This window comes from Rhodopseudomonas sp. BR0M22, from assembly GCF_010907035.1.
In the GTDB taxonomy this organism is placed as follows: Bacteria; Pseudomonadota; Alphaproteobacteria; order Rhizobiales; family Xanthobacteraceae; genus Rhodopseudomonas.
This window is the reverse complement of sequence record NZ_QUMK01000027.1, coordinates 1-19,915: the sequence shown is the minus strand read 5'-3', so window position 1 is coordinate 19,915 and position 19,915 is coordinate 1. Positions and strand designations below refer to the sequence as shown.

Below are 19,915 nucleotides of genomic sequence, written 5' to 3'. Positions count from 1 at the left end.
GGCCGCTCGCCTGCCGGTTGTCACGCCTCGGCGACGCCGAGGCCGTCATGATTCAGCACTTCAGCTTCTTCTGCTCGCGCTCGACCGCCTTTTTCACGCCGGACGACGCCTGCGGAAATTTACGACCGACTTCGCCGAGCGCGGCGCAGGCGGCTTCCTTCTCCTTCAGCGCCGCCAGCGACTGACCGAGTCGGAGCAGCGCGTCGGGCGCCTTGCCGGATTTCTCGTGCTTGCTGGTCACGGCGAGAAACGCTTCGGCAGCATCGCGATACATCTGGCGCTGGAAGAAGCTCTCGCCGAGCCAGTATTGCGCATCGGCGGCCAGCGGATTGTCCGGATACTTCTGCGCGAAGTTGCGCATCGTCTCTTCTGCCAGCGCATAGTCGCGGCGCTGCATGTAGCCGATGCCGAGGTCGAACTCGTCGCGCGGCGATTGCGACGGCGGCTGCGTCGTCAGCCCTCCCGCACGGGCCGCCGCCGGCGGCTGTTGCGGCGCGGCCGGCGCGCCGCCCTGCGGATAGCCGCCCTGGACATAGCCGCCGCTGCCGTTCGACAGATCGATCGGGGCGCCCGGGGTGCGGCCGGCCGGCATACCGCCGCCCTGCTCGATCGGGAGTTGGCCGCCGCCCAGCGCGCGCGGCACACCGGGCGCGTTGGGATCGCGCGACGGATCGAACGCGTCGCCGCGCCGGCCGCCGCCCTGCGGCGCGGTGGGTTGCGGCTGGACCATCGGCGCCTGCGGCTGAGCGTATCCCGGCTGCTGCTGACCATAAGCCGGTTGCTGCGCGGGCTGACCATAAGGCTGCTGCGGAGCGGCCGGTGGGGTCGCCGCCTGGTTGGGAGCGGGCTGCTGCGCGCCGGGCGCGCCGCCGCCGCTCTGCAGCTGCCGGACTTGATCTTCCAGCCGCCGGTTGCGGTATTGCAGCTCTTCGTTCTGGCCGGTCAGCGTCCGCAGCCGGTCCTCGAGCTGCTGAATGCGGATCTCGGGATCGACCTCACCACCATACTGCTGGGCCAGCGCGGGAGCGGCGAAAGCGAGCGTCGCCACCAGAGCGAGGCTGCGCGCGGAGACGGCAAAACCTGATGACATGACAGTCCGACGAGTTCGAGGGCAGCCAAACGAGTGGCGCTGGATTGATCGCCGTACTACGCCAAAAATGTGACTGAGGCGACGGCCAAAGCCGCCGTCGAAAACAAAAACGGCGCCCTGCGGCGCCGTTTCGCGACTTCGATGCGGGCGGACGATCAGGCGCCGGCGTTCAGCACCGTGACGGCGCGGCGATTCTGCGACCAGCACGAGATGTCGTTGCAGACCGCGACCGGGCGTTCCTTGCCGTAGGAGATGGTTCGCATCCGCTGCGCGTCGATACCGCGCGACACCAGATAGTTGCGAACCGACTGCGCACGACGCGCGCCGAGCGCGATGTTGTACTCGCGGGTGCCGCGCTCGTCGGCATGGCCTTCGATCGTGAAGGTATAGCGGCTGTAGGTCTGCAGCCACTGCACCTGCTTGTCGAGGGTCGCGACCGCCTGCGGCGACAGATCCGACTGATCGCTCTCAAAGAACACGCGATCACCGACATTCACGACGAAATCCTGCTGGCTGCCCGGCGCCGCCGCACCGGCCATCGCGCCATCGGCACCGCCGAGCCCGTTCTTGTTGGCGCAAGCCCCCATAGACAGGGCCACCGCGAGCACCGCGGCCAGCTTCAATCCCTGGAGGATTCGCTTGTGATTGGTCATTCCGGAGCCTCCACGCTCGCGATATTCCGACTGTGATTTCGGTCTACAGGGCGATGGTTAAGCGAACGTTCCGTCAACCTTGACGAGGAGTTGCCAACACCGATCAAATGCCCCCGGTCGGCCAAAAGCAATCGCGATGGTTAATGAGGTGCAAATGTGGCGCCAGAGTGAAGTCGCGGCATTTCAACCGATGCCAATCTCGGCGGATTGTCTTTGGTTGTTCGCCCTGTGGCCCCGACATCCAGGAGCCTGCAATCAAGGCGTCGGTCGAATGCGCAATTGGCACGCCTGCGATTCTGCCCGACGCCCCCAAACACGGGATGTGCTTTTCAAGGATAGTCCCGACCGACGAGCGAGATCGGAGCTAGACTTGGGACTTCGGACAAGGTCAGCTCTGGAACGCTTTTGGGTCGCTCGAACAGGCGACGCCGCTCGGATTCAGTAGAGCGCAAGAACGGGTAGCGAGCGAACAGCTTATCGTGCATCGCAGGGAAATCGATTTCCATCAGCCCGATCGGCTTCTTCAATCCCGGATAAGGACGAGAAGCACAGATCGAACGCATCATCACCCGGCGATAGAACGCCTGATGCTCTGTCCGCACCGAAGCGAGACCGATATCCGCTTTGAAATACTCGCAGGACACATAGGCCAGACGAAGCGTCAGGTAGGGAAGCTCAGGCAATCGATTCGCGCTCGCCGGATCGGCGACGAACCGCGTCGGGTCGACGATAATTCTGCCATCAGCAAGCCATGGCTGAAGGAAGTCCGGAAAAACGTCCATCGAAGGACAAGCACTGTGAGCCGGAGATGCCACGGTGATCCGCAGCGAACTGCTCAGGGTGCCCTCGTAGAACACTCCGAATATCCATGAATTCGGAAGATCATCGTATCGATCCGTCACGATACCGGTGTCGTTGGGGTCGATGGCCCCCTCTTTGAGATAGGCGCGATACCGCAACCGGTAGATCGCCTCGCGTTCTGCGACCGTGGAAGCCAGCCGGTAGTCGACCTTGTCGAGCAACTCGAGCCTGCGCGCTGCGACGCGACCTTGGTGTTCAGCTTGCGATACGGCTCCCATCGCCATCACCCCGACCTATCCGACAGCATCCAAAGCCAGCACCGACTGGCCCTAAAATGAATCTTAACGAAACCTTAACAATCTATCAAAGCATTAGAATCATTAGGGTTAATCGTTATAATCCTGAATTCATGAATTTTCAGCGACGTCTTGCAAATGCGGCTAATTTTGTCGCGGTGAAGCGCCCAGCCTGAGACTAGGCGATTGATCTCGTTGGCAAAGAAAGAATCTTGCCATCCTTTTGGCGCGCGCCCTGCGACGCGTTCAGCAACTGCCGGATGCGCTGGGCGGGCACCGGGCGGCTGAACAGATAGCCCTGAGCTTCTGTGACGGTGCCATCAGCGCTGATCAATTCGAGCTGCTCGTTGGTTTCGATACCTTCCACCACCACCGACATGCCAAGATCGCTGCTGAGCCGGGCGACACCGCGCAGCAATGTCAGCGGCCGATCGCTATCGATGCCTTCGAGGAACGAGCGATCAATCTTGACCTTCTGCAACGGGAAACTGTGCAGATAGCTGAGCGAGGAATAGCCGGTCCCGAAATCGTCGAGTGAGATCCGCACTCCCTCAGCGTGGAGCTGATGCAGCGCATCGTGGGTCCATTGCGTATTGCGCAGCAGCGAGGTCTCGGTGATTTCGATCTCCAGCCTTCTTGCCGGGAGACCGGACACTTCGAGCGCGTATCGAACCTCGGTGAGGATGTCGCGCTGATGGAATTGCTGCGACGAAAAGTTGATCGCGACGCTGACCGGCTCCGGCCACAGCATGCACTCCATGCACGCCTTGCGCAGGATCCAGCGGCCGAGATCGACGATCAGCCCCATATCCTCCGCGACCGGAATGATGTCCACGGGCGAGACCGTGCCGCGCACAGGATGGTTCCAACGCAGCAGCGCCTCGCAAGTGGCGATCTTGCCGGTCTTCAGATTGACGAGCGGCTGATAGTAGAGTTCGAACTCTTCATTCGCGAGCGCCTTCCGCAGATCGAGCTCGAGAATGCGGCGCGCCTCGACGGTCTGCGCCATCTCTTCACGGAAGAAGCAGTAATTGCCACGACCGTCGGCCTTTGCACGATACAACGCCATATCTGCGTTCTTGAGCAGAATGTCGGCCTTGGTGCCCGAGGAAGTCATCGCAATACCGATCGATGCGCCGATCTCGACGACGTGATGATCGATCAGATAGCGATCGCTGAGCCGATCGACGATCCGGCGCGCCAGCGCCGCAGCATCCTCGTTCGAAGCGATGTTCTGCTGAAACACCACGAATTCGTCGCCGCCGAATCGGGCCACGAGGTCGTCCGGCCGCAACATGTCGCGTAGCCGCTCGGCAACCGAACACAGCAGCCGGTCGCCGCACGGATGGCCGAGCGTGTCGTTGATCTGCTTGAACTGATCGAGATCGATGAACAGCAGCGCCGATAGCCGTGTCTTGCCGCGTCCGTGCTCGGATTCGAGAATCCGCGCGATTTCGTCCCGGAAGCTGACGCGGTTCGGCAGCGCGGTCAGCTCATCATAGCGCGCCAGATGAACAATCCGCGCCTCTGCGTTCCGGCGCTCGGTGATGTCTTCGATCAGCACCACGGCGCCACCGTTGACCATCGGCTGGAACGTCCAGCACAAAGATCGGGGAACCGTCTCGTCTCCGACCGTGACGATCTCGCCCGCAAGCCCGTTCTCGATCTCGGACAGGATCAATCGACCGTTGGCCGCAGAGATCGCGCCGATCGCCACACAGGCAGAAATGATCTCGGTGGCGGTCGGCGAGCCCTTTGCCAGTTCGCTGCGAAGCCGCATCATCTCGGCGAAGCGATGGTTCATCACGGCGAGACGACCGTCAGCGCGGAACATGCACAATCCGTGCGGCATGTTGTTCAGCGCGGTATCGAACTGGTTGGCCAGGGCCGCCTCGCGCTCCCGACCGACCCACGCGTCAAGATAGATCCGCTGCAGACTCGATGTCAGATGACGGATCGAGATGAAGAACACGGCACTGAGTACGGCGAGCGTGAGATAATAGACGCCTCCGACTCTCACCATCGCGAAGATCAGAGGACCGCAGCTCAGCAGAACCTGTAGATGGAAAATTTGTGGTCGGCCAAAGGTGCGCCCTACACCGGCAGAGGTATACGCCACCACCGTGGCGACGCACAGCATATGTGCGGCCGGGTCGTCGGTGCCGAGCAGCACCACGAGCGACCAGATGCCGAGCGAGATCCCGTGAGCAATCGCCCCCAGACGATAGCGCCGTTCCCAGACATCGGCCTCTTCAACGGTGAGCGGGGCGTTGCGCTGTCGATAGCGCTGCATCTGCACCGCGCGAGCGAACCCGATCAGGACGAACAACGGGACGCACAGCCAATTCAGAACGCTTCCGGTGACGACCCCGATCACGGAGCCGGCGATCGCAGGGCCGAACGCTCCGACAATCATCGGCGCCGGGTTCATGAACAACGAATCGACCAAGCCCGCGCGGATCGCAGGCGACGTTTGCTCAGAATCCCGTTTGTGGCTGGCAAGCTGCATCAGGCGCGAGCGTGTCCTTTCGAAACCTCAGTATCATCACGAGATGAAGTCTTTCTGAGCGAACATGCTTAGCGGAACATTGCCATGTTCCGCGTGGAGGATGGAATCCGAGATCCATGCGGAACTGACCGCGGACACGATCCAGCAGCAGGTTGCGACTCAGGCCGAGAGGATCAGGACAACAGCGGCGACCAGGCCGGGTCGGAGGCGTAGCCGGGGGTGGGAACCCGCAATTCGTTCCGGCCGGACACGTCGACCGTGAACAACGACGGCCCGGCATTGCCGCCGGGATCGCGGAAGAACATCAGCACCCGACCGTTCGGAGCGAACGTCGGCCCCTCGTTGTGGAACCCGGAGGTCAGAATTCGCTCGCCCGAGCCGTCCGGCTTCATGATGCCGATCGCGAACTGGCCTCCGCCCTGCTTGGTGAAGGCGATGTAGTCGCCGCGCGGCGACCACACCGGGGTCGAATAGCTGCCGTCGCCGAACGAGATCCGCTGCGCCTGCCCGCCGCCGGCCGGCATGATGTAGATCTGCGGCTTGCCGCCGCGATCGCTCTCGAAGCAGATCCGGCTGCCATCGGGCGCGTAGGACGGCGAGGTGTCGATCGCAGGCGTATCGGTCAGCCGCGTCGTCGCCTTGGAGCGCAGATCCATCACGAACAGGTTGGAATTGCCGCCCTGCTGCAGGCTCATGATGATCTTCTGGCCGTCCGGCGAGAACCGCGGCGCAAACGACATGCCGGGGAAGTTGCCGACGATCTCGCGCTGGCCGGTCTCGACGTTGAACAGATACACCCGCGGCTCGCCCTGGCCGAATTCCATGTAGGTGATTTCCTGCGTGCTGGGCGAGAACCGCGGCGTCAGCACCAGATCGCTACCGCGGGTAAGATAGCGCACGTTGGCGCCGTCCTGGTCCATCAGTGCCAGCCGCTTGACCCGGCGCTCGGCCGGTCCGCTTTCATCGATGAACACCACCCGGCTGTCGAAATAGCCCTTCTCGCCGGTCAGACGCTCGTAAATCTGATCGGAGATGATGTGGGCAATCCGCCGCCAGTATTCCGGCGAGGTGAAATACTGCTGGCCGGCGAGCTGCTGACCGGTGGCCACGTCCCACAGCCGGAATTCGGCCTTGAGCCGACCGTCGCCTTGGCGCGTCATCCGCCCGGTCACCAAGGCCTGTGCGTTGATGCTCGCCCAGCTCTTGAACTGCGGCGGCACGTCGATGTTGGTGATCTTTTCGAGATACGCAGCCTGATCGATCGGCGCGAACAATCCCGAACGCTTCAGATTGTTGGTGATCACCTGCGAGACGCCCGCTCCGACTTCGTTGTCGGAAGGCGTACCGGCGACGAAATTCGGGATCGCAATCGGCAGCGGCGCCACGTTGCCTTCGGTGATCTGCACCCGGGCCTGACCGAACGCATCGCGGGCGGGGCCGAGTGCGAGTGCACCTGCGGCCGTCGCGGCGGAGATCATCAATTGGCGGCGATTGAGGTCAAACGACATAGCGGCAATCCATCGGTCGGTCAGGTGATCCGCGCCGGGCGGCGCGAGCAATGGTGAGCGGAGATTCGCATTACGGACGTCGATCGGTGAACACGGGTGCGAAGAACTTCCATTCGTCGAAGAACTGGGCCGGCAGGTTGTACGGCTGGCATTCGATGATCGCGCGTAGCGCGCTCTCCTGATACACGCGCAAGTACGGCGTCGACGGATGCCCGTCCGGCTGCGGCATGGTTTCCAGGGTTCCGTCGCGCTTCAATCGGATCACGAAGGAAGCCTCGGCGCGCTGCGCTTCGATGCCGCCATACGGCTTCTTCCAGCAGCGCTCGACCTGCGACTGGAACATCGCGCCCCAGGTCGCCGAATTGTCGGCGGACTTGCCTTTCGACAATCCAAGCGCCGCGTTGGAGTTCAACACGTCGCCGGCGACCGCGTTGCGGGTCGGATCGCGCTTGTCGAGCAGCGCCGCAATCTTGGACTGGTCGAACACCCGCTCGGCCTTCGGCTTGGTCGGTGCCGGCGGCTTGGCCGCGGTCTCGGTCGGCTTCGGCGGCGGCTTCTTCTTCTCTTCCTTCTTCAGCGCTTCGGCGATCGGATCGACCTTCGGCTCCGGCTTCTTCTCGGCCTCCTTGGCCGGCTCCTTGCTGGGCTCGGGCTTCTTTTCGACCTTCTTCGGCTCTTCCTTCTTCGGTTCTTCCTTCACCACCGGCTTGGGCGGATCAGGCTTCTTCTCGACCGGCTTTTCCTCGGGCTTCGGCTTGGGCTGAGGCGGCGGCGACGTATCGGTGACCACCGGCGCCTTCTCGCTGATCTTGCCGACGGTGTCGTCGACCGGCTTGGCCTCGGCAACCTTCTCGACCAGCGGTTTGGGGTTTTCCTTCTTGCCGGTGCGCATACCGGCCATCACCTTGGCGAGCTGATCTTCGGAGATGGTATCGACCGCGACCGAGTCCTGCGGCTCGAGCTCGAACGCCTTGGAGCTGAACGACAGCATGGCCCAGCCGAGCACGAGGACGTGCAACGCCACCGACGCAGCCCATGTCTTGTCGATCTTCACCTTCAGAATTCCTGCTCCACCTTCGCGGCCGATGCCGGCGCGGTGCCGGCTCAACTCCCCTGTTCAGGCACGATGACGATGTTCGCCTTGAAGCCGGCGGTCCGAATGTTGCCGAGCAGCTTCATCATGTCGGTATAGCAAACGTCCTTGTCGCCCCGCAGATACACCACGTTGTCGGTCTCCGACCGGGTCTCGCGGATCGCCTTCATCTTGGCTTCCAGCTCGGATGCGGCGATCGGGCTGTCGCCCAGATACAATTCGACTTGCGAGTTGCAGGTGCCGCCGGTGCGCTTCACCGACAGGGTCAGCGGCGGCGAGTTCGACTCGATCTGATTGCCGCCACGGGCGACCGGCAGATCGATATCGATCGAGGTTGTGAGCAGCGGTGCTGCGACCATGAAGATGATCAGCAACACCAGCATCACGTCGACCATCGGGGTGACGTTGATCTCCGCCATCACCGGGCGACGGCCGCCGCGGCGCCGGCCGCCTCCACCGCCAGCGGCTACGTTCATTCCCATGATCGAATGCCCGTTCTGCTCACCTGGCCTCCGTTCACGTCCGCTCGTCGATCTGCCGCGACAGGATTGCCGAGAACTCGTCGGCGAAGCCTTCCAGCCGCTGCGTCTGCCGGTTCACTTCCGACGTGAACTTATTGTAGAAAATTGTCGCCGGAATTGCGGCGATCAGGCCGATCGCGGTGGCGAACAGCGCCTCGGCGATACCGGGCGCGACCACCGCCAGCGAGGTGTTCTTCGACGCGGCGATCGACTGGAAGCTCGACATGATGCCCCAGACGGTGCCGAACAGGCCGACGAACGGGCCGGCCGAGCCGACGGTCGCCAGCACCAGCAGACGGCGCTCCAGCCGCTCCACCTCGCGCGCGATCGAGACGTTCATCACCTTCTCGATCCGCATCTGCAGGCCGGCGAAGGAGCGCGAATGACTTTCGAACGAGCGCTTCCACTCACGCATCGCGGCGACGAAGCAGGCCGCCATCGAATGCGTCGGCTTGGCCGACAGCGCGCGGTACAGCTCGTCGATCGACTCGCCCGACCAGAACGCCTGTTCGAAACGATCCATCGCGCGCTTGGTCCGCGAGAACAGCAGCAATTTGTCGATCGCGATCGCCCAGACCCAGATCGAGCATCCGAGCAGCCCGAGCATGATCGACTTGACGACCCAGTGGGCGTGCCAGAACAACGACAGCAGCGACACGTCCGTAGAGACCGCCGGAGCAAGCTGTGTCACGTCGGCCGGGTTCATCGTCGCAATCCTCTCACACGTTTCGGCATCGGCCGATTCCGCCAAAGGCTCCGGCTCCCCGCGGCCACGCGCCGCGATCTGGCCCAAGCGCCACCATGGGAGCCTTCAGTTGTCGCAGGGGATGGCCTGTGCGAAGCCGGCCCCTCAATCCCCTGTCAACGTGTCAAAACAAGGGCTGATTCCGCGTTTTGACGGATCTCACCAAACCCTCATCAGGGTTAATAAGGGGTTACTATAACAGGGAAAATACCAGTGATCGGGAGCCGGGAGGCTTGCTGACGGCCCAGGCGAGGCCGCCCAACGGCTCAGTGCAGGCCGGCGAAAGTCGGCGTCGAGAGCAGATGCCGGAGCTTGTCGGGGTTCCGAACCACATAGATCGCGGCGATCCGGCCACCGACTATTTCGAGCGCGGTGGTCTGGATCAGGCCGTCCGGCTCGCGTGAGACGAAGCCAGGCAGGCCGTCGATCCGCTGGACGGCAAGCAGCGAACTCGCCCCCGCAGCCGTCTTGCGCGCGATCCCGTCCAGCAACCGCATCACCCGATCGTGGCCCCGCACTGGATTGAGTGCAGCGGGTCGCTTGCCGCCGCCGTCGCTGACGAACACCACCTCGTCAGCGAGTAAGGACGTCAGCGCGCCAAGATCGCCGCTCCGCGAGGCCTGGAAGAACGCGGCGGCGATCGCCTGCCCCTGCTCAGCCGAAACAGGAAATCGCGGCCGCTCGGCCCGGACGTGCGACCGCGCCCGTGCCGCCAATTGCCGGCAGGCTGCGGCATCACGGCCGAGGGTCGTCGCAACCTCGTCGAAGCCGACACCGAACACGTCGTGGAGCAGGAACGCGGCGCGCTCCAGCGGCGACAGTCGCTCCAGCGCCAGCATCAAGGTCAGCGTGATGTCATCGCCGTCGGGCTCGGGCTCCGGCGCGACGATCGGCTCCGGCAGCCAAGGCCCGACATAGGTCTCGCGCTGCTGCCGCGCCGACTTCAGGACGTCGAGACACAGGCGGGTAATGGTGCGCGTGAGAAATCCGGCCGGGTCGCGAACGTCGCTGCGATCGGCACGATGCCAGCGCAAGTAAGCGTCCTGCACGACGTCTTCGGCTTCGCTGATCGAACCCAACATGCGATAGGCGACACGCAACAGCCGCGGCCGCAGCGGCGCAAAGCTCGCTGCGGCGTCGTCAGCAGGTGTTGGATCAGGAGGCCTTGGCATGCGCCACGGCTGCGGTCGGATGCAACATGCGGAAGCCGATCGCGATCCTGTTCCAGGTGTTGATAGCGCCGATCAGCAGCGTCAGCTTGACCTGCTCGGCATCGCTGAAGTGCTGTTTGAGGACTGCGTAGTCCTCGTCCGGCGCCCGGGTCTGCGCGATCAGCGTCAGCGCCTCGGTCCAGCCGAGCGCGGCGCGCTCGCGACCGGTGTAGAGCGGCGATTCCCGCCACGCGTCGAGCAGATACAGGCGCTGTTCGGTCTCGCCGTGGGCGCGTGCATCCTTGCTATGCATGTCGAGGCAGAACGCGCAGCCATTGATCTGCGATGCGCGCATCTTGACCAATTCGATCAGGCTCGGCTCCAGGCCGCTGGCCTGGATGTAAGTCTCCAGCGCAACCATCGCCTTGTAGGCGTCGGGCGCGGCGGCGGAGGGATTGAGGCGCGGTGTCATGGTCGTCTCCCTTGGTTGATGAGGATAGGACGAGACAGCGACGCGCGGTGTGACATTGCCGCGAGCAAGCCACGGCAAAAAACAAGCCGCCCGCCTGGGGGCACAGGCGGGCGGCGGTTGGCGCTGGAGGGGCAGATCAGGCGCGATCAGCCCTGCGCCGAATTGTCGGCGGACGGGTTCGGCTTGGTCCGGTGCTGGGCCATGAAGGCGTCGAACTCTTCCTTGTCCTTGGCGTGGCGCAGACGCTCGAGGAATTCCTTGAACTGGACCTGCTCTTCTTCGAGCCGGCGCAGCGTCTCCATCCGGTATTCATCGAAAGCACGGTTGCCGCTCGACGGCGGGCCGAAGCCGAAGCCACCGCGATCCATGCGGTTGCGCATCCGCTCCATTTTCCACTGCATCCGCTCCATCTTGTTGGCGAAGCGATCGCGATCCCAGCAACCCATGTTTCTGCTCCAGAGTGTGTAGAAGAGAAGTGCGAGGCCGATCGGCCACCAGACGATGAAGCCGGCCACCGTCAGCAGGATCCAGCCCGGACTCCAAGACGACCGTAGCGCGGGCTGGTAGCGCGCCCCCGGGGGACCCCATCGATCGTAGTCAGCGGCGTTGGCCATTTGCTTCTCCATCGGCTCGGTGCCGTTGTGAATGTAAATAACATTTACATACTTGGGCCGTTCTATCGGTTTGTCAAGAAAGACCGGTCGCGGGTTTGGTGGATTTTTCGCCGCAGGGCTCACCTCCCGGTGAGCGAAGCGATCAGGCGGTCGGGCCCCAGGGGCCGGAGCGCTTTGGTTCTGCGGGCTTTTCCGCCGCTGCCGCAGAGTCGGTCGAGAACCCGAGACCGCGCAGGTAGATCAGCACGCTGGCTTCCAGCAGTTCCTCGGGCGCCATCGGCAGTTTGCGCCGCGCGGCATCGCCGCGGCCGAACAGCGAGGCGATGCCATGCGACATCGACCAGATGTGCAGCGCCATCATCAGCGCCGGCGGCCGTGTCACGCCCGGCGGGGTCAGTGCCGCCAGCCGCTCGGCGGCGGCGCGGATGACGTTGAAAGCGCGTTCGGATGCGGTCAGCAGCATCGGATTGACGTCGATCGGCACGCCGGATTCGAACATCGCCGAATAGTAAGCAGGCTCGCTGCGGGCGAATGCCAGATAGCTTCGTCCAACCCGCATGAAGGCCGTGACGGTATCTGGACGGCCGTCGTCCCAGGCCTTTGCCAGCACCTGTTCGAACAGTTCGAAGCCGCGCTGGGCGATGTTCGACAGCAGCTCGTCGCGATCACGAAAATGGCGATACGGCGCGGCGGGGCTGACGCCGGCCATCCGCGCGGCGTCAGCGAAGGTGAAGCCGCCGGGGCCCTTCTCCGCGATCAGCCCGAGCGCCGCCTGCAGCAGCGCTTCTTTCAGATTGCCGTGATGATAGCCGCGCTCGGCGCGGCGCTCTTCCTTGCGCCAGCTCATGTGAAGGGGTTTTACATGAGGGTGGGCGAAAGGTCACGGGACATCGCGCGTCCGCACCCGCCTGTTCCACGCCGGCGGTCCCTTGCGGGAGACGGCATGTCCGGCGCCGAAGCCACGCGGCACAACCGGTGGCAATCGCGGTAACGCCAAACGTCGTGCGCACCTGCCCGCCTAGGCGCCGTGCCATCCGACACTCTCACGCTGCGGCATCTCGGTGGCACCGCGACCTTGCTTGCGGGCAGATCAGTAGCGGCTATTCAAAATTCCGCGACTCGGAAGATTTTAGACCGACTTTCCTACCGCATATTACCTGCCCGCCGTGACCGATGACCACCGCGAAAAACTTCGCGCTTGCGTCTGGGGAACGATCGGCCGGAGAGTTGCAGCACTTACGAACAACAACTTCAGATATTCATTTCACAGGGGGGATGACGATGCGAGTCCCGTTTCGACGATTAGTCCGCGCGTTACCGATGATGACCGCGCTGCTCGGCGCAGGCGCGGCGCAGGCCCAGACACAGACTCCCATCTTCGCCGACCAGGGCAGCGAATGGACCGCCGCGACCCGCGCGGACTTCTACGAGCGCGACCAGGGCTCGCGTATGATCCCGCTGTCGTGGCTGAAGGCTCTGCGACAACCCGATGGCCAGCCGTTTCTCGATGCGAGTCTGTCGCGTTACGGCTATCTGCCGAACCCCGCCAACACCGACGGTCTGCCGGTCGGCTTCACCACGTCCGGCGCCAGCGGCTCCGAGATCGTCGGCATGACCTGCTCGGCTTGCCACACCCGCCAGATCTCCGCCGAAGGGAAGTCGTATCGGATCGACGGCGGACCGGCGATCGTCGACTTCCAGAACTATCTGACCGATCTCGATGCTGCCGCCGGCAGCGCGGTCGCCAGCGATAACGACTTCCAGGCGTTCGCCTCCCGGGTGCTGAAGACCCCCACGCCCGAACCGGCCGACGTCGCGGCGCTGCGCACGGCGTTCGACCTCTGGTACTTGCGCTTCCACACGCTGATGCAGAAGGCGCTGCCGAAGCACCAATGGGGACCGGCGCGGCTCGACGCCGTCGGCATGATCTTCAATCGGCTGACCGGTCTCGACCTCGGGCCGCCGCCGAGCTTCCTGATCGCCGACAACATCAAAGTCGCCGACGCGCCGGTGCGCTACCCGTTTCTGTGGAACGCACCGATTCAGGATATGACGCAATGGCCCGGATTCGCCGACAACGGCAACGACGTGCTGGCGCTGTCGCGCAATCTCGGTGAAGTGTTCGGCGTGTTCGGCATCTTCCAGCCGACCAACAATGGCATCTACGTCAACTTCCTCAACAACAATTCGGCGAACTTCGACGGCCTCGGCAAGCTCGAGAATCTGGTCAAGAAGATCGGTCCGCCGAAATGGCCATGGCTGATCGACAACACGCTCGCCGCCAAGGGCATGGCGATCTACAACGCCCAAGGGAGTTGTGCCGACTGCCACGGCATCAAGCCCGGGGTCGTGCGGTTCTTCAACAACAAGACCTGGAAGACGCCGATCCAGAATGTCGGCACCGACACCAAGGAATACGACATCCTGGCATGGACGGCGAAGACCGGCGTACTGCAGGGCGCCTTCATTCCGCTGGTCACCGCACCGCTGAAGGAAACCGATCTGGCGTTCAACGTGCTCGCGACATCGGTGATCGGCTCGATCGCCGAACAAGCGGTGCGCGCCGCCGGCGGCACGCCGACGTCGGCGCCGATCGCGACCGCGCAGGCCCCGCTGTCGGACAAGGCCCTCGCTGAGCGCAAGACGTCGCAGCCCGCACCGCAGCTTCTGCCTCTCCCGCCCGAGCTGCGCGACCTGCGCGGCGCCTTCCACGGCATCACGCCGCCGCCGGCACAGCTCAAGAACTTCTCGGTGCAGGGGCTGCAGATTCCGGCACCGGCGGCAGCGCCGCCTGCTCCGCCGCACGGCGCCTACGAGGCGCGCGTCCTGCAGGGCATCTGGGCCGCCGCACCGTATCTGCACAACGGCTCGGTGCCGAGCCTTGCGGAACTGCTGAAGCCGGCGGCGCAGCGCGTCAAGCAGTTCAAAGTCGGGCCGGCCTACGACATCGTCAATGTCGGACTTGCCGCCGACCAGACCGCGTTCAACTACACGCTAGTGACTACCGACTGCAGTAACCTGAACTCCGGTGACAGTAACTGCGGTCATGAAGGCAAGGGCTTCGGCACCGATCTGTCCGACGACGACAAGCGCGCGCTGCTGGAGTATTTGAAGACACTGTGAGGATCGCTTCACCCGCCGTCGCCGACGTGGCGGCGACGGCGGCGTCGCGGTCAGGCCTTTCGCCCGCTACAGACTGTCGACTGAACGATGCTTAAGACGGTCACCCCTGGCGCGGGATCAGGTTATTGCTACGCTTTTGGATCGACACCGGTGCTGCAGCGCGACATCCAAGGGCGCGCAAGCGTACACAAAATCGAACAAATTCCCGCCGCATTGATTGACGAACGTTCATGGGTCGCTATTCGCAGAGTGGGGACTCTAAGTGCGAATGGTCGTCGCGGGGGTGTTCAGCGTATCTCATCATCGATCATGTCCGGCTCGAATCGTGGCTGGACTCGGCCTGCACGATGCAGGCGGTCTCCGATCGTGATGCCCGCGGACCGCAGTTACGGCTCTGCAGACTGGGGAGAAAGCCGCATGAACGAAACGACCAAACTCGTAGCCTCGCGCGCATTCGCGCATTTGCTCGCCGCCGCGGCGCTGCTCACGATCGCAGGCGTCGTGTTTTACGTGCGTTGATACTTGGTCGAACATCAATAGCGAGAGCCGCCGACACACGAGGTCGGCGGCTCTCGCGCTGGTAGGGATCAGCTATTGGTCGTGATGCTCGGATCCGACTGAAGCCGGTCGTAGGTCTCCTTCTCGCCGCGGACTTCCTGCTCCGCCTGCAGCCAGAATTCTTCGCTCCGGCCTTCCGGTTGACCTTGAGCCTCCCACAGCTCGCGGGCGCGATGGCGAATTCGCTGTTCGATTTCGTCTTGCATACCAGACCTCCCAAACCTCAATGGCGGCGGCGTGTCCGCCTGGACACGAAGTTGTATTTCGAGTCGATGTAAACCAGATGTCGCCGACTCGTTCCCCGAGCGCGCTCGCCTCGGCGCGGCGCTGGACAGCAAAGCCACGGCACTGGCATGTGGAGCCTCGACCGCTCGTTCGTTTCCTTTTCCGCTCAATGACACTCGCATGACTGGAACGCCCATGACCGCATCCTCTTCCCACGTCGCACTGGTAACCGGCGCCGCTCGCGGTATCGGGTTCGCCACGGCCAAACGCTTTCTTGCGGACGGCTGGTCGGTGGCGCTGCTCGACCGTGACGACGAGGGCCTGCGCGTTGCGATGGACGCGCTCGCGCTGCCCGATCGCACGATTGCGCTGCATTGCGACGTCGCCGATCGCGGCTCGGTCGCGCGCGACATCGCGGCGGTCACCGAACGGTTCGGCCGGCTCGATGCGCTGGTCAACAACGCCGGCATCGCCGTGTTCAAGCCATTGATGGACACGACACCCGACGAGTGGCAGCGGGTGATGGACGTCAACCTCACCGGCCCGTTCCTGATGACGCAGGCTGCTGTGCCGCTGATGCGCGACTCCGGCGGCGGCGCGATCGTCAACATCACCTCGATCTCGTCGCTGCGCGCTTCAACGCTGCGCGTCGCCTACGGATCGAGCAAAGCCGGGCTGGCACACTTCACCAAGCAATGCGCGGTCGAACTGGCCGCGCTCGGCATCCGCGTCAACGGCATCGCGCCGGGGCCGGTCGACACCGCAATGGCCAAGCAGGTTCACACGCAGGACATCCGCTCCGACTATCGCGACGCGATTCCGATGGCGCGCTACGGGCTGGAGGAGGAACTGGCGGAGGCGATCTTCTTCCTATGCAGCAACCGCGCCAGCTACATCACCGGCCAGATCCTCGCCGTCGATGGCGGCTTCGACGCCGCCGGGATCGGCCTGCCGTCGCTGCGCGGGGAGCGCAAGAACAGCTAGCGCATTTCTGCTTTCGGCAGAAACAGGACCGCACTTCCTGGCGGTCGCAGCTTGCCAGACCTCATGGTGAGGAGGCGCGAAGCGCCGTCTCGAACCATGCGCCGCACGCGATGTAGCTCCTCATCCTTCGAGACGCCCGGCTTTGCCGGGCTCCTCTGCATGAGGACTTCGAACCCGTGGCAAGGGCCAAATCGACTTCAACCAATCGATGAAGCGCTCTGGCGCGGCAGCGGGTGCGTTATGCGGCGAGCAGCCGCGTCTTCAGTTCGGACAAGGTACGGGTGAACACCGCGGAATCGCCGCGCGCGCGGGCCAGCACCAGAGCGCCCTGGATCGACAGCACCGCATCCTCGGCCCGGCGCCGTGCGACGACCGCGGATAGGCCACAGCAGCGCAGCGCCACCGCCAGCGAGTCCTGCCAGCGGGCAAAATAGTCGTTCACCTGCACGGCGAATTCATCGCGCGCGTGCCCCAACGCGATCACGCCGACCAGACAGACGCGATGACCGGAGCGGAAGTAGTCGTCGACGCCGGACAGCATCGCCGCAATTGCAATCCGCGGATCGGACGGATCGCGCAGCGGCGCAAAGATGTTCGCTTCGAACCAGCCGTCGATCTCGGCCAGCACCTCTTCGGCCATCTGCTTTTTGCCGCCGGGGAAGAAATGATACAGGCTGCCTTTGCCGAGCCCGGTCGCCTCCGTGATCAGCGCCAGCGACGCGCCCTCGTAGCCGTGAGTACGGAATACTTCGCCGAGGATCGGTAGCAGGGCAGCACGGTCTTTCATCGGTCTCCCGGCACAGTCTCAGAACGGCGACGCGGCCAGCCCCGGCACATCGTCGGGTCGCGGACCGGGCGCCGACCAGTGAAAGCGGCGGTCACTCTCACTGATCGCGACGTCGTTGATGCTGGCCTCTCGCCGACGCATCAAACCGTCGTCGTCGAACTCCCACTGCTCGTTGCCATAGGAGCGATACCAGAGGCCGGCATCGTCGTGCCACTCGTATTGAAAGCGCACCGCGATGAACCGTCCGTCGAATGCCCAGAGGTCTTTGATCAGTCGATAATCCTGCTCCTTGGCCCATTTTCGGGTCAGGAATTCCACGATGGCGTCTCGGCCTTGCAGAAACTCGGCGCGGTTCCGCCAGCGACTGTCGGGCGTATAGGCCAGCGATACCCGCACCGGATCGCGTGAATTCCAGGCGTCTTCGGCCATCCGCACTTTCTGGGCGGCGGTCTCGTGGGTGAACGGCGGCAACGGCGGACGCGACATCACGACTTCTCCACTGCGAACGGAACGCAGGGAGATTGTACCGATTGGTACAACGAGTCAAGCGCTGTCGGCCGGCGCTTGCTCCGTCACGAGGGACTCGCCCACCGCCGGCTTTTCAACTTTCACCCGCCCCTCATCGCCGTGTTCGACCGGCACGGTGGGAGGCACGGTCACCAACGTCGGCAATGTCCGATACCAGGTCGCCACCCAAGCCACGCCGGTCATCAGCCCGATGCCGCCGACGCTGACCAGGATCTGCATCGCAATGCTGCTCGACACCTGCACCAGGATCCAGTGAGCGGTGAACGACAGAATGACGCCGAAGCAGAACACCGGCAGCGAGCGTTGGCCGCACAGGATGATCGGACGCAGGCGCTCCGATCGCAGCGCCGGCAGATCCGGCGGCAGCAGTTTCACGACGATCGCGAGCAGCGCCAGGAAGTGGATCAGCCGCACCGGCGCCAGGCTGGTCTTATCGATCGGATACAGAATCTTGCCGATCGATTCAGGCACCAGGCCGTACAGCGCTTCGAAATTCCACGACAGCGCGATCACCAGCGCCACCAACACGATGGTCCAGCTCAGAATCTGGTTGGGCAGCGACTTCACCCAGGGACGGATCTGCGGGCCGTTGCCGAAGCCGCACCAAATGCCGAACACGAACAGGAACTGCCACGCGAACGGATTGAAGTACCAATGGCCGTCCGGGAACGATGGCAGATTCCAGCCGAAGTGCCGGGAGGCGAAATACAACAGCGCCGAACACACCAGAGTCAGATGCGGACGGCGCAGCAGGCCCCACAGGATCAGCGGCGCGGCGACCACCAGGACGATATACAGCGGCAACACGTCGAGATTGACCGGCTTGTAGGTCAATAGCAGCGCCTGCTGGATCATCACGTCGGGATTGGCGAGGAACTGCGCGACGTTGAACTCGTCCTTGTACATCGGATTGTCGAACCGACGTGCCGCACGGGCGATCTGCGCGGTGAAGAACAGGAACAGGAAGATGTGCGCGACATAGAGCTGGGCTGCGCGGGTCCACAACCGCTTGGCCGCGGCCACCATTTCGCCGGACCGAACCGCCGGCCCGTAGGCAAAGCCGATCGAATAGCCGGAGATGTAGACGAAGAATTCCGCGGCGTCGCAGAACCCGTAGTTGCGCAGCGTGAACCAGCTCAGAAAATTGTAGGGAATGTGATCGACGAAGATCATCCACTGACCGACGCCACGCAGAAAGTCGAGTCGCAGGTCGCGCTCGCCCTGCCCCATCAGCGCAACCGCGCGAGACCGCACCCCCTTCGCCACGTCTCCCCCTCCCATGCGCTCGAATCAGCTTTTGCGCCGCCAATCTAACCGATGACGGGCGGACTCGGCTGTCCGGCAGAAGCCGGGGCGGAACCAGCGAACCGCTAATGCAGCTTCACGGTCGGGGTCGGTCGGGTGGCGCCGGACAGCACGCTGAGCAGCGAGCGACCACGGCCGTAGAGCGCCGCCTCGTGCATCTTGTACAACGAGCTGTACATGAAACGTGCGAAATAGCCCTCGATCAGAAAGCTCTTGCCGACCAGCGAGCCCATCAGATTGCCGACCGCCGAGTACTTGCCGAGCGACACCAGCGAGCCGAGATCGCGATAGCGGAACTCGCCGAGCGGCTCGCCCTTCAGCCGCTTCTCGATCTGCTCCAGCATGAATTCCGCTTCCTGATGGGCCGCCTGCGCCCGCGGCGGAACGCCGTTCTCGTAGCCGGGGATCGCGCAGGCAGCGCAGTCCCCCATTCCGAACACGTCGTCGTCTCGTGTGGTTTGCAGCGTTGGGCGGACCACGAGCTGGTTGATACGGTTGGTGTCGAGCCCATCGATCTGCTCGAGGAAATCCGGGGCGCGCACGCCGGCGGCCCATACCACCAGCTCGGACGGGATCACCTCGCCGTCGGCGAGCCGCACGGCGTGGTCGAGCACCTCCGCGACCCGGGCACCGGTGCGCACCTCGACACCGAGTTCGCGCAGCAGCTTGAGCGTCGCGTCCGAAATCCGCTGCGGCAGGGCCGGCAGAATCCGCGGCGCCGCTTCGATCAGCACGATCTTGAGGTCGTGCTCCGGATCGATCTTGTCGAGCCCGTAGGCGATGATCTCGCGCGCGGTGTGATGCAGCTCGGCGGCGAGCTCGGTGCCGGTGGCACCCGCTCCGATGATCGCGACGTGAAGCTGCCCCGGCTCGATCGGCGTGTGCTGATGCTGGGCTCGCAGGCAGGCATTGACCATCCGCTTGTTGAAGCGGGACGCCTGCCCCGGCCGCC

The 19,915-nt window shown here is 63.9% G+C and carries 19 protein-coding genes; 2 read left to right on the top strand and 17 right to left on the bottom strand.

From position 1 onward, the window contains the following. Positions 1-52: 52 nt before the first annotated feature. The 12 genes from ybgF to DY468_RS10835 form a co-directional block, all read right to left on the bottom strand. On the bottom strand, positions 53-1,090 hold the full coding sequence (ybgF, locus tag DY468_RS10890) for a tol-pal system protein YbgF (RefSeq protein WP_164604828.1): 1,038 nt from the start codon (positions 1,088-1,090) through the stop codon (positions 53-55). A gap of 155 nt (positions 1,091-1,245) precedes the next feature. After that, positions 1,246-1,743: a peptidoglycan-associated lipoprotein Pal gene (gene pal / locus DY468_RS10885; RefSeq protein ID WP_164604827.1), complete on the bottom strand. Its 498-nt coding sequence runs from the start codon at positions 1,741-1,743 to the stop codon at positions 1,246-1,248. Positions 1,744-2,072: 329 nt separating this feature from the next. Next, a complete protein-coding gene (locus DY468_RS10880; RefSeq protein WP_164604868.1) occupies positions 2,073-2,822 on the bottom strand; it encodes an N-acyl amino acid synthase FeeM domain-containing protein in 750 nt (249 codons plus the stop codon). A gap of 196 nt (positions 2,823-3,018) precedes the next feature. Then, positions 3,019-5,349: a putative bifunctional diguanylate cyclase/phosphodiesterase gene (locus DY468_RS10875; RefSeq protein WP_164604826.1), complete on the bottom strand. Its 2,331-nt coding sequence runs from the start codon at positions 5,347-5,349 to the stop codon at positions 3,019-3,021. Positions 5,350-5,522: 173 nt separating this feature from the next. Further along, positions 5,523-6,857: a Tol-Pal system beta propeller repeat protein TolB gene (gene tolB / locus DY468_RS10870; RefSeq protein WP_164604825.1), complete on the bottom strand. Its 1,335-nt coding sequence runs from the start codon at positions 6,855-6,857 to the stop codon at positions 5,523-5,525. A gap of 70 nt (positions 6,858-6,927) precedes the next feature. Then, positions 6,928-7,911, bottom strand: a complete 984-nt coding sequence (gene tolA / locus DY468_RS10865) for a cell envelope integrity protein TolA (protein ID WP_164604824.1) — start codon at positions 7,909-7,911, stop codon at positions 6,928-6,930. A 50-nt stretch (positions 7,912-7,961) separates the two neighbouring features. Continuing rightward, positions 7,962-8,432 carry a biopolymer transporter ExbD gene (locus DY468_RS10860; RefSeq protein ID WP_164604823.1) on the bottom strand — a complete coding sequence of 157 codons (471 nt, stop codon included), beginning with the start codon at positions 8,430-8,432 and terminating at the stop codon, positions 7,962-7,964. A 34-nt stretch (positions 8,433-8,466) separates the two neighbouring features. Further along, entirely contained in the window at positions 8,467-9,177 is a 711-nt protein-coding gene (gene tolQ, locus DY468_RS10855) for a protein TolQ (protein WP_107343274.1), read from the bottom strand. Between the two features lie 305 nt (positions 9,178-9,482). Then, entirely contained in the window at positions 9,483-10,388 is a 906-nt protein-coding gene (locus DY468_RS10850; protein ID WP_164604822.1) for a sigma-70 family RNA polymerase sigma factor, read from the bottom strand. Next, positions 10,372-10,839, bottom strand: coding sequence for a carboxymuconolactone decarboxylase family protein (locus DY468_RS10845; RefSeq protein WP_164604821.1), 468 nt, complete (start codon positions 10,837-10,839; stop codon positions 10,372-10,374). Before DY468_RS10845 ends, DY468_RS10850 begins: the two co-directional genes overlap by 17 nt. Before the next feature lie 146 nt (positions 10,840-10,985). Further along, positions 10,986-11,453, bottom strand: coding sequence for a DUF2852 domain-containing protein (locus tag DY468_RS10840; RefSeq protein ID WP_110788215.1), 468 nt, complete (start codon positions 11,451-11,453; stop codon positions 10,986-10,988). Between the two features lie 142 nt (positions 11,454-11,595). Next, positions 11,596-12,300, bottom strand: a complete 705-nt coding sequence (locus DY468_RS10835) for a TetR/AcrR family transcriptional regulator (RefSeq protein ID WP_164604820.1) — start codon at positions 12,298-12,300, stop codon at positions 11,596-11,598. A gap of 476 nt (positions 12,301-12,776) precedes the next feature. Between DY468_RS10835 and DY468_RS10830 the strand changes: the two genes are divergently transcribed. Next, positions 12,777-14,576, top strand: coding sequence for a di-heme-cytochrome C peroxidase (locus tag DY468_RS10830; RefSeq protein ID WP_246700946.1), 1,800 nt, complete (start codon positions 12,777-12,779; stop codon positions 14,574-14,576). 587 nt (positions 14,577-15,163) lie between these two features. Here DY468_RS10830 and DY468_RS10825 read toward each other — a convergent pair. After that, positions 15,164-15,340, bottom strand: a complete 177-nt coding sequence (locus tag DY468_RS10825; RefSeq protein WP_164604819.1) for a DUF2934 domain-containing protein — start codon at positions 15,338-15,340, stop codon at positions 15,164-15,166. 214 nt (positions 15,341-15,554) lie between these two features. Between DY468_RS10825 and DY468_RS10820 the strand changes: the two genes are divergently transcribed. After that, the gene (locus DY468_RS10820) at positions 15,555-16,343 is read left to right on the top strand and encodes an SDR family NAD(P)-dependent oxidoreductase (protein ID WP_164604818.1); all 789 of its coding nucleotides are present in this window, start codon (positions 15,555-15,557) and stop codon (positions 16,341-16,343) included. Between the two features lie 238 nt (positions 16,344-16,581). On the opposite strand, the gene DY468_RS10815 is transcribed toward DY468_RS10820, so the two are convergent. The 4 genes from DY468_RS10815 to DY468_RS10800 all read right to left on the bottom strand — a co-directional run. Further along, entirely contained in the window at positions 16,582-17,130 is a 549-nt protein-coding gene (locus DY468_RS10815) for a TetR/AcrR family transcriptional regulator (RefSeq protein WP_164604817.1), read from the bottom strand. A gap of 18 nt (positions 17,131-17,148) precedes the next feature. Continuing rightward, positions 17,149-17,616: a nuclear transport factor 2 family protein gene (locus DY468_RS10810; protein ID WP_164604816.1), complete on the bottom strand. Its 468-nt coding sequence runs from the start codon at positions 17,614-17,616 to the stop codon at positions 17,149-17,151. Between the two features lie 57 nt (positions 17,617-17,673). Next, complete coding sequence (locus DY468_RS10805) at positions 17,674-18,888, bottom strand: OpgC domain-containing protein (RefSeq protein ID WP_283808763.1); 1,215 nt, start codon at positions 18,886-18,888, stop codon at positions 17,674-17,676. Between the two features lie 140 nt (positions 18,889-19,028). After that, a partial coding sequence (locus DY468_RS10800) for an NAD(P)/FAD-dependent oxidoreductase (RefSeq protein WP_164604815.1) occupies positions 19,029-19,915 on the bottom strand: 887 nt, incomplete at its 5' end.

What these genes read in the sequence shown, in the direction of transcription:
- DY468_RS10850 (WP_164604822.1), bottom strand. Translation starts at nt 10,388, where the DNA reads ATGCCAAGGCCTCCTGATCCAACACCTGCTGACGACGCCGCAGCGAGC.
- DY468_RS10815 (WP_164604817.1), bottom strand. Translation starts at nt 17,130, where the DNA reads ATGAAAGACCGTGCTGCCCTGCTACCGATCCTCGGCGAAGTATTCCGT.
- tolB (WP_164604825.1), bottom strand. Translation starts at nt 6,857, where the DNA reads ATGTCGTTTGACCTCAATCGCCGCCAATTGATGATCTCCGCCGCGACG.
- DY468_RS10825 (WP_164604819.1), bottom strand. Translation starts at nt 15,340, where the DNA reads ATGCAAGACGAAATCGAACAGCGAATTCGCCATCGCGCCCGCGAGCTG.
- pal (WP_164604827.1), bottom strand. Translation starts at nt 1,743, where the DNA reads ATGACCAATCACAAGCGAATCCTCCAGGGATTGAAGCTGGCCGCGGTG.
- DY468_RS10880 (WP_164604868.1), bottom strand. Translation starts at nt 2,822, where the DNA reads ATGGGAGCCGTATCGCAAGCTGAACACCAAGGTCGCGTCGCAGCGCGC.
- DY468_RS10875 (WP_164604826.1), bottom strand. Translation starts at nt 5,349, where the DNA reads ATGCAGCTTGCCAGCCACAAACGGGATTCTGAGCAAACGTCGCCTGCG.
- DY468_RS10805 (WP_283808763.1), bottom strand. Translation starts at nt 18,888, where the DNA reads ATGGGGCAGGGCGAGCGCGACCTGCGACTCGACTTTCTGCGTGGCGTC.
- DY468_RS10845 (WP_164604821.1), bottom strand. Translation starts at nt 10,839, where the DNA reads ATGACACCGCGCCTCAATCCCTCCGCCGCCGCGCCCGACGCCTACAAG.
- DY468_RS10830 (WP_246700946.1), top strand. Translation starts at nt 12,777, where the DNA reads ATGACCGCGCTGCTCGGCGCAGGCGCGGCGCAGGCCCAGACACAGACT.
- DY468_RS10835 (WP_164604820.1), bottom strand. Translation starts at nt 12,300, where the DNA reads ATGAGCTGGCGCAAGGAAGAGCGCCGCGCCGAGCGCGGCTATCATCAC.
- tolQ (WP_107343274.1), bottom strand. Translation starts at nt 9,177, where the DNA reads ATGAACCCGGCCGACGTGACACAGCTTGCTCCGGCGGTCTCTACGGAC.
- DY468_RS10810 (WP_164604816.1), bottom strand. Translation starts at nt 17,616, where the DNA reads ATGTCGCGTCCGCCGTTGCCGCCGTTCACCCACGAGACCGCCGCCCAG.
- DY468_RS10860 (WP_164604823.1), bottom strand. Translation starts at nt 8,432, where the DNA reads ATGGGAATGAACGTAGCCGCTGGCGGTGGAGGCGGCCGGCGCCGCGGC.
- DY468_RS10840 (WP_110788215.1), bottom strand. Translation starts at nt 11,453, where the DNA reads ATGGCCAACGCCGCTGACTACGATCGATGGGGTCCCCCGGGGGCGCGC.
- ybgF (WP_164604828.1), bottom strand. Translation starts at nt 1,090, where the DNA reads ATGTCATCAGGTTTTGCCGTCTCCGCGCGCAGCCTCGCTCTGGTGGCG.
- DY468_RS10820 (WP_164604818.1), top strand. Translation starts at nt 15,555, where the DNA reads ATGACCGCATCCTCTTCCCACGTCGCACTGGTAACCGGCGCCGCTCGC.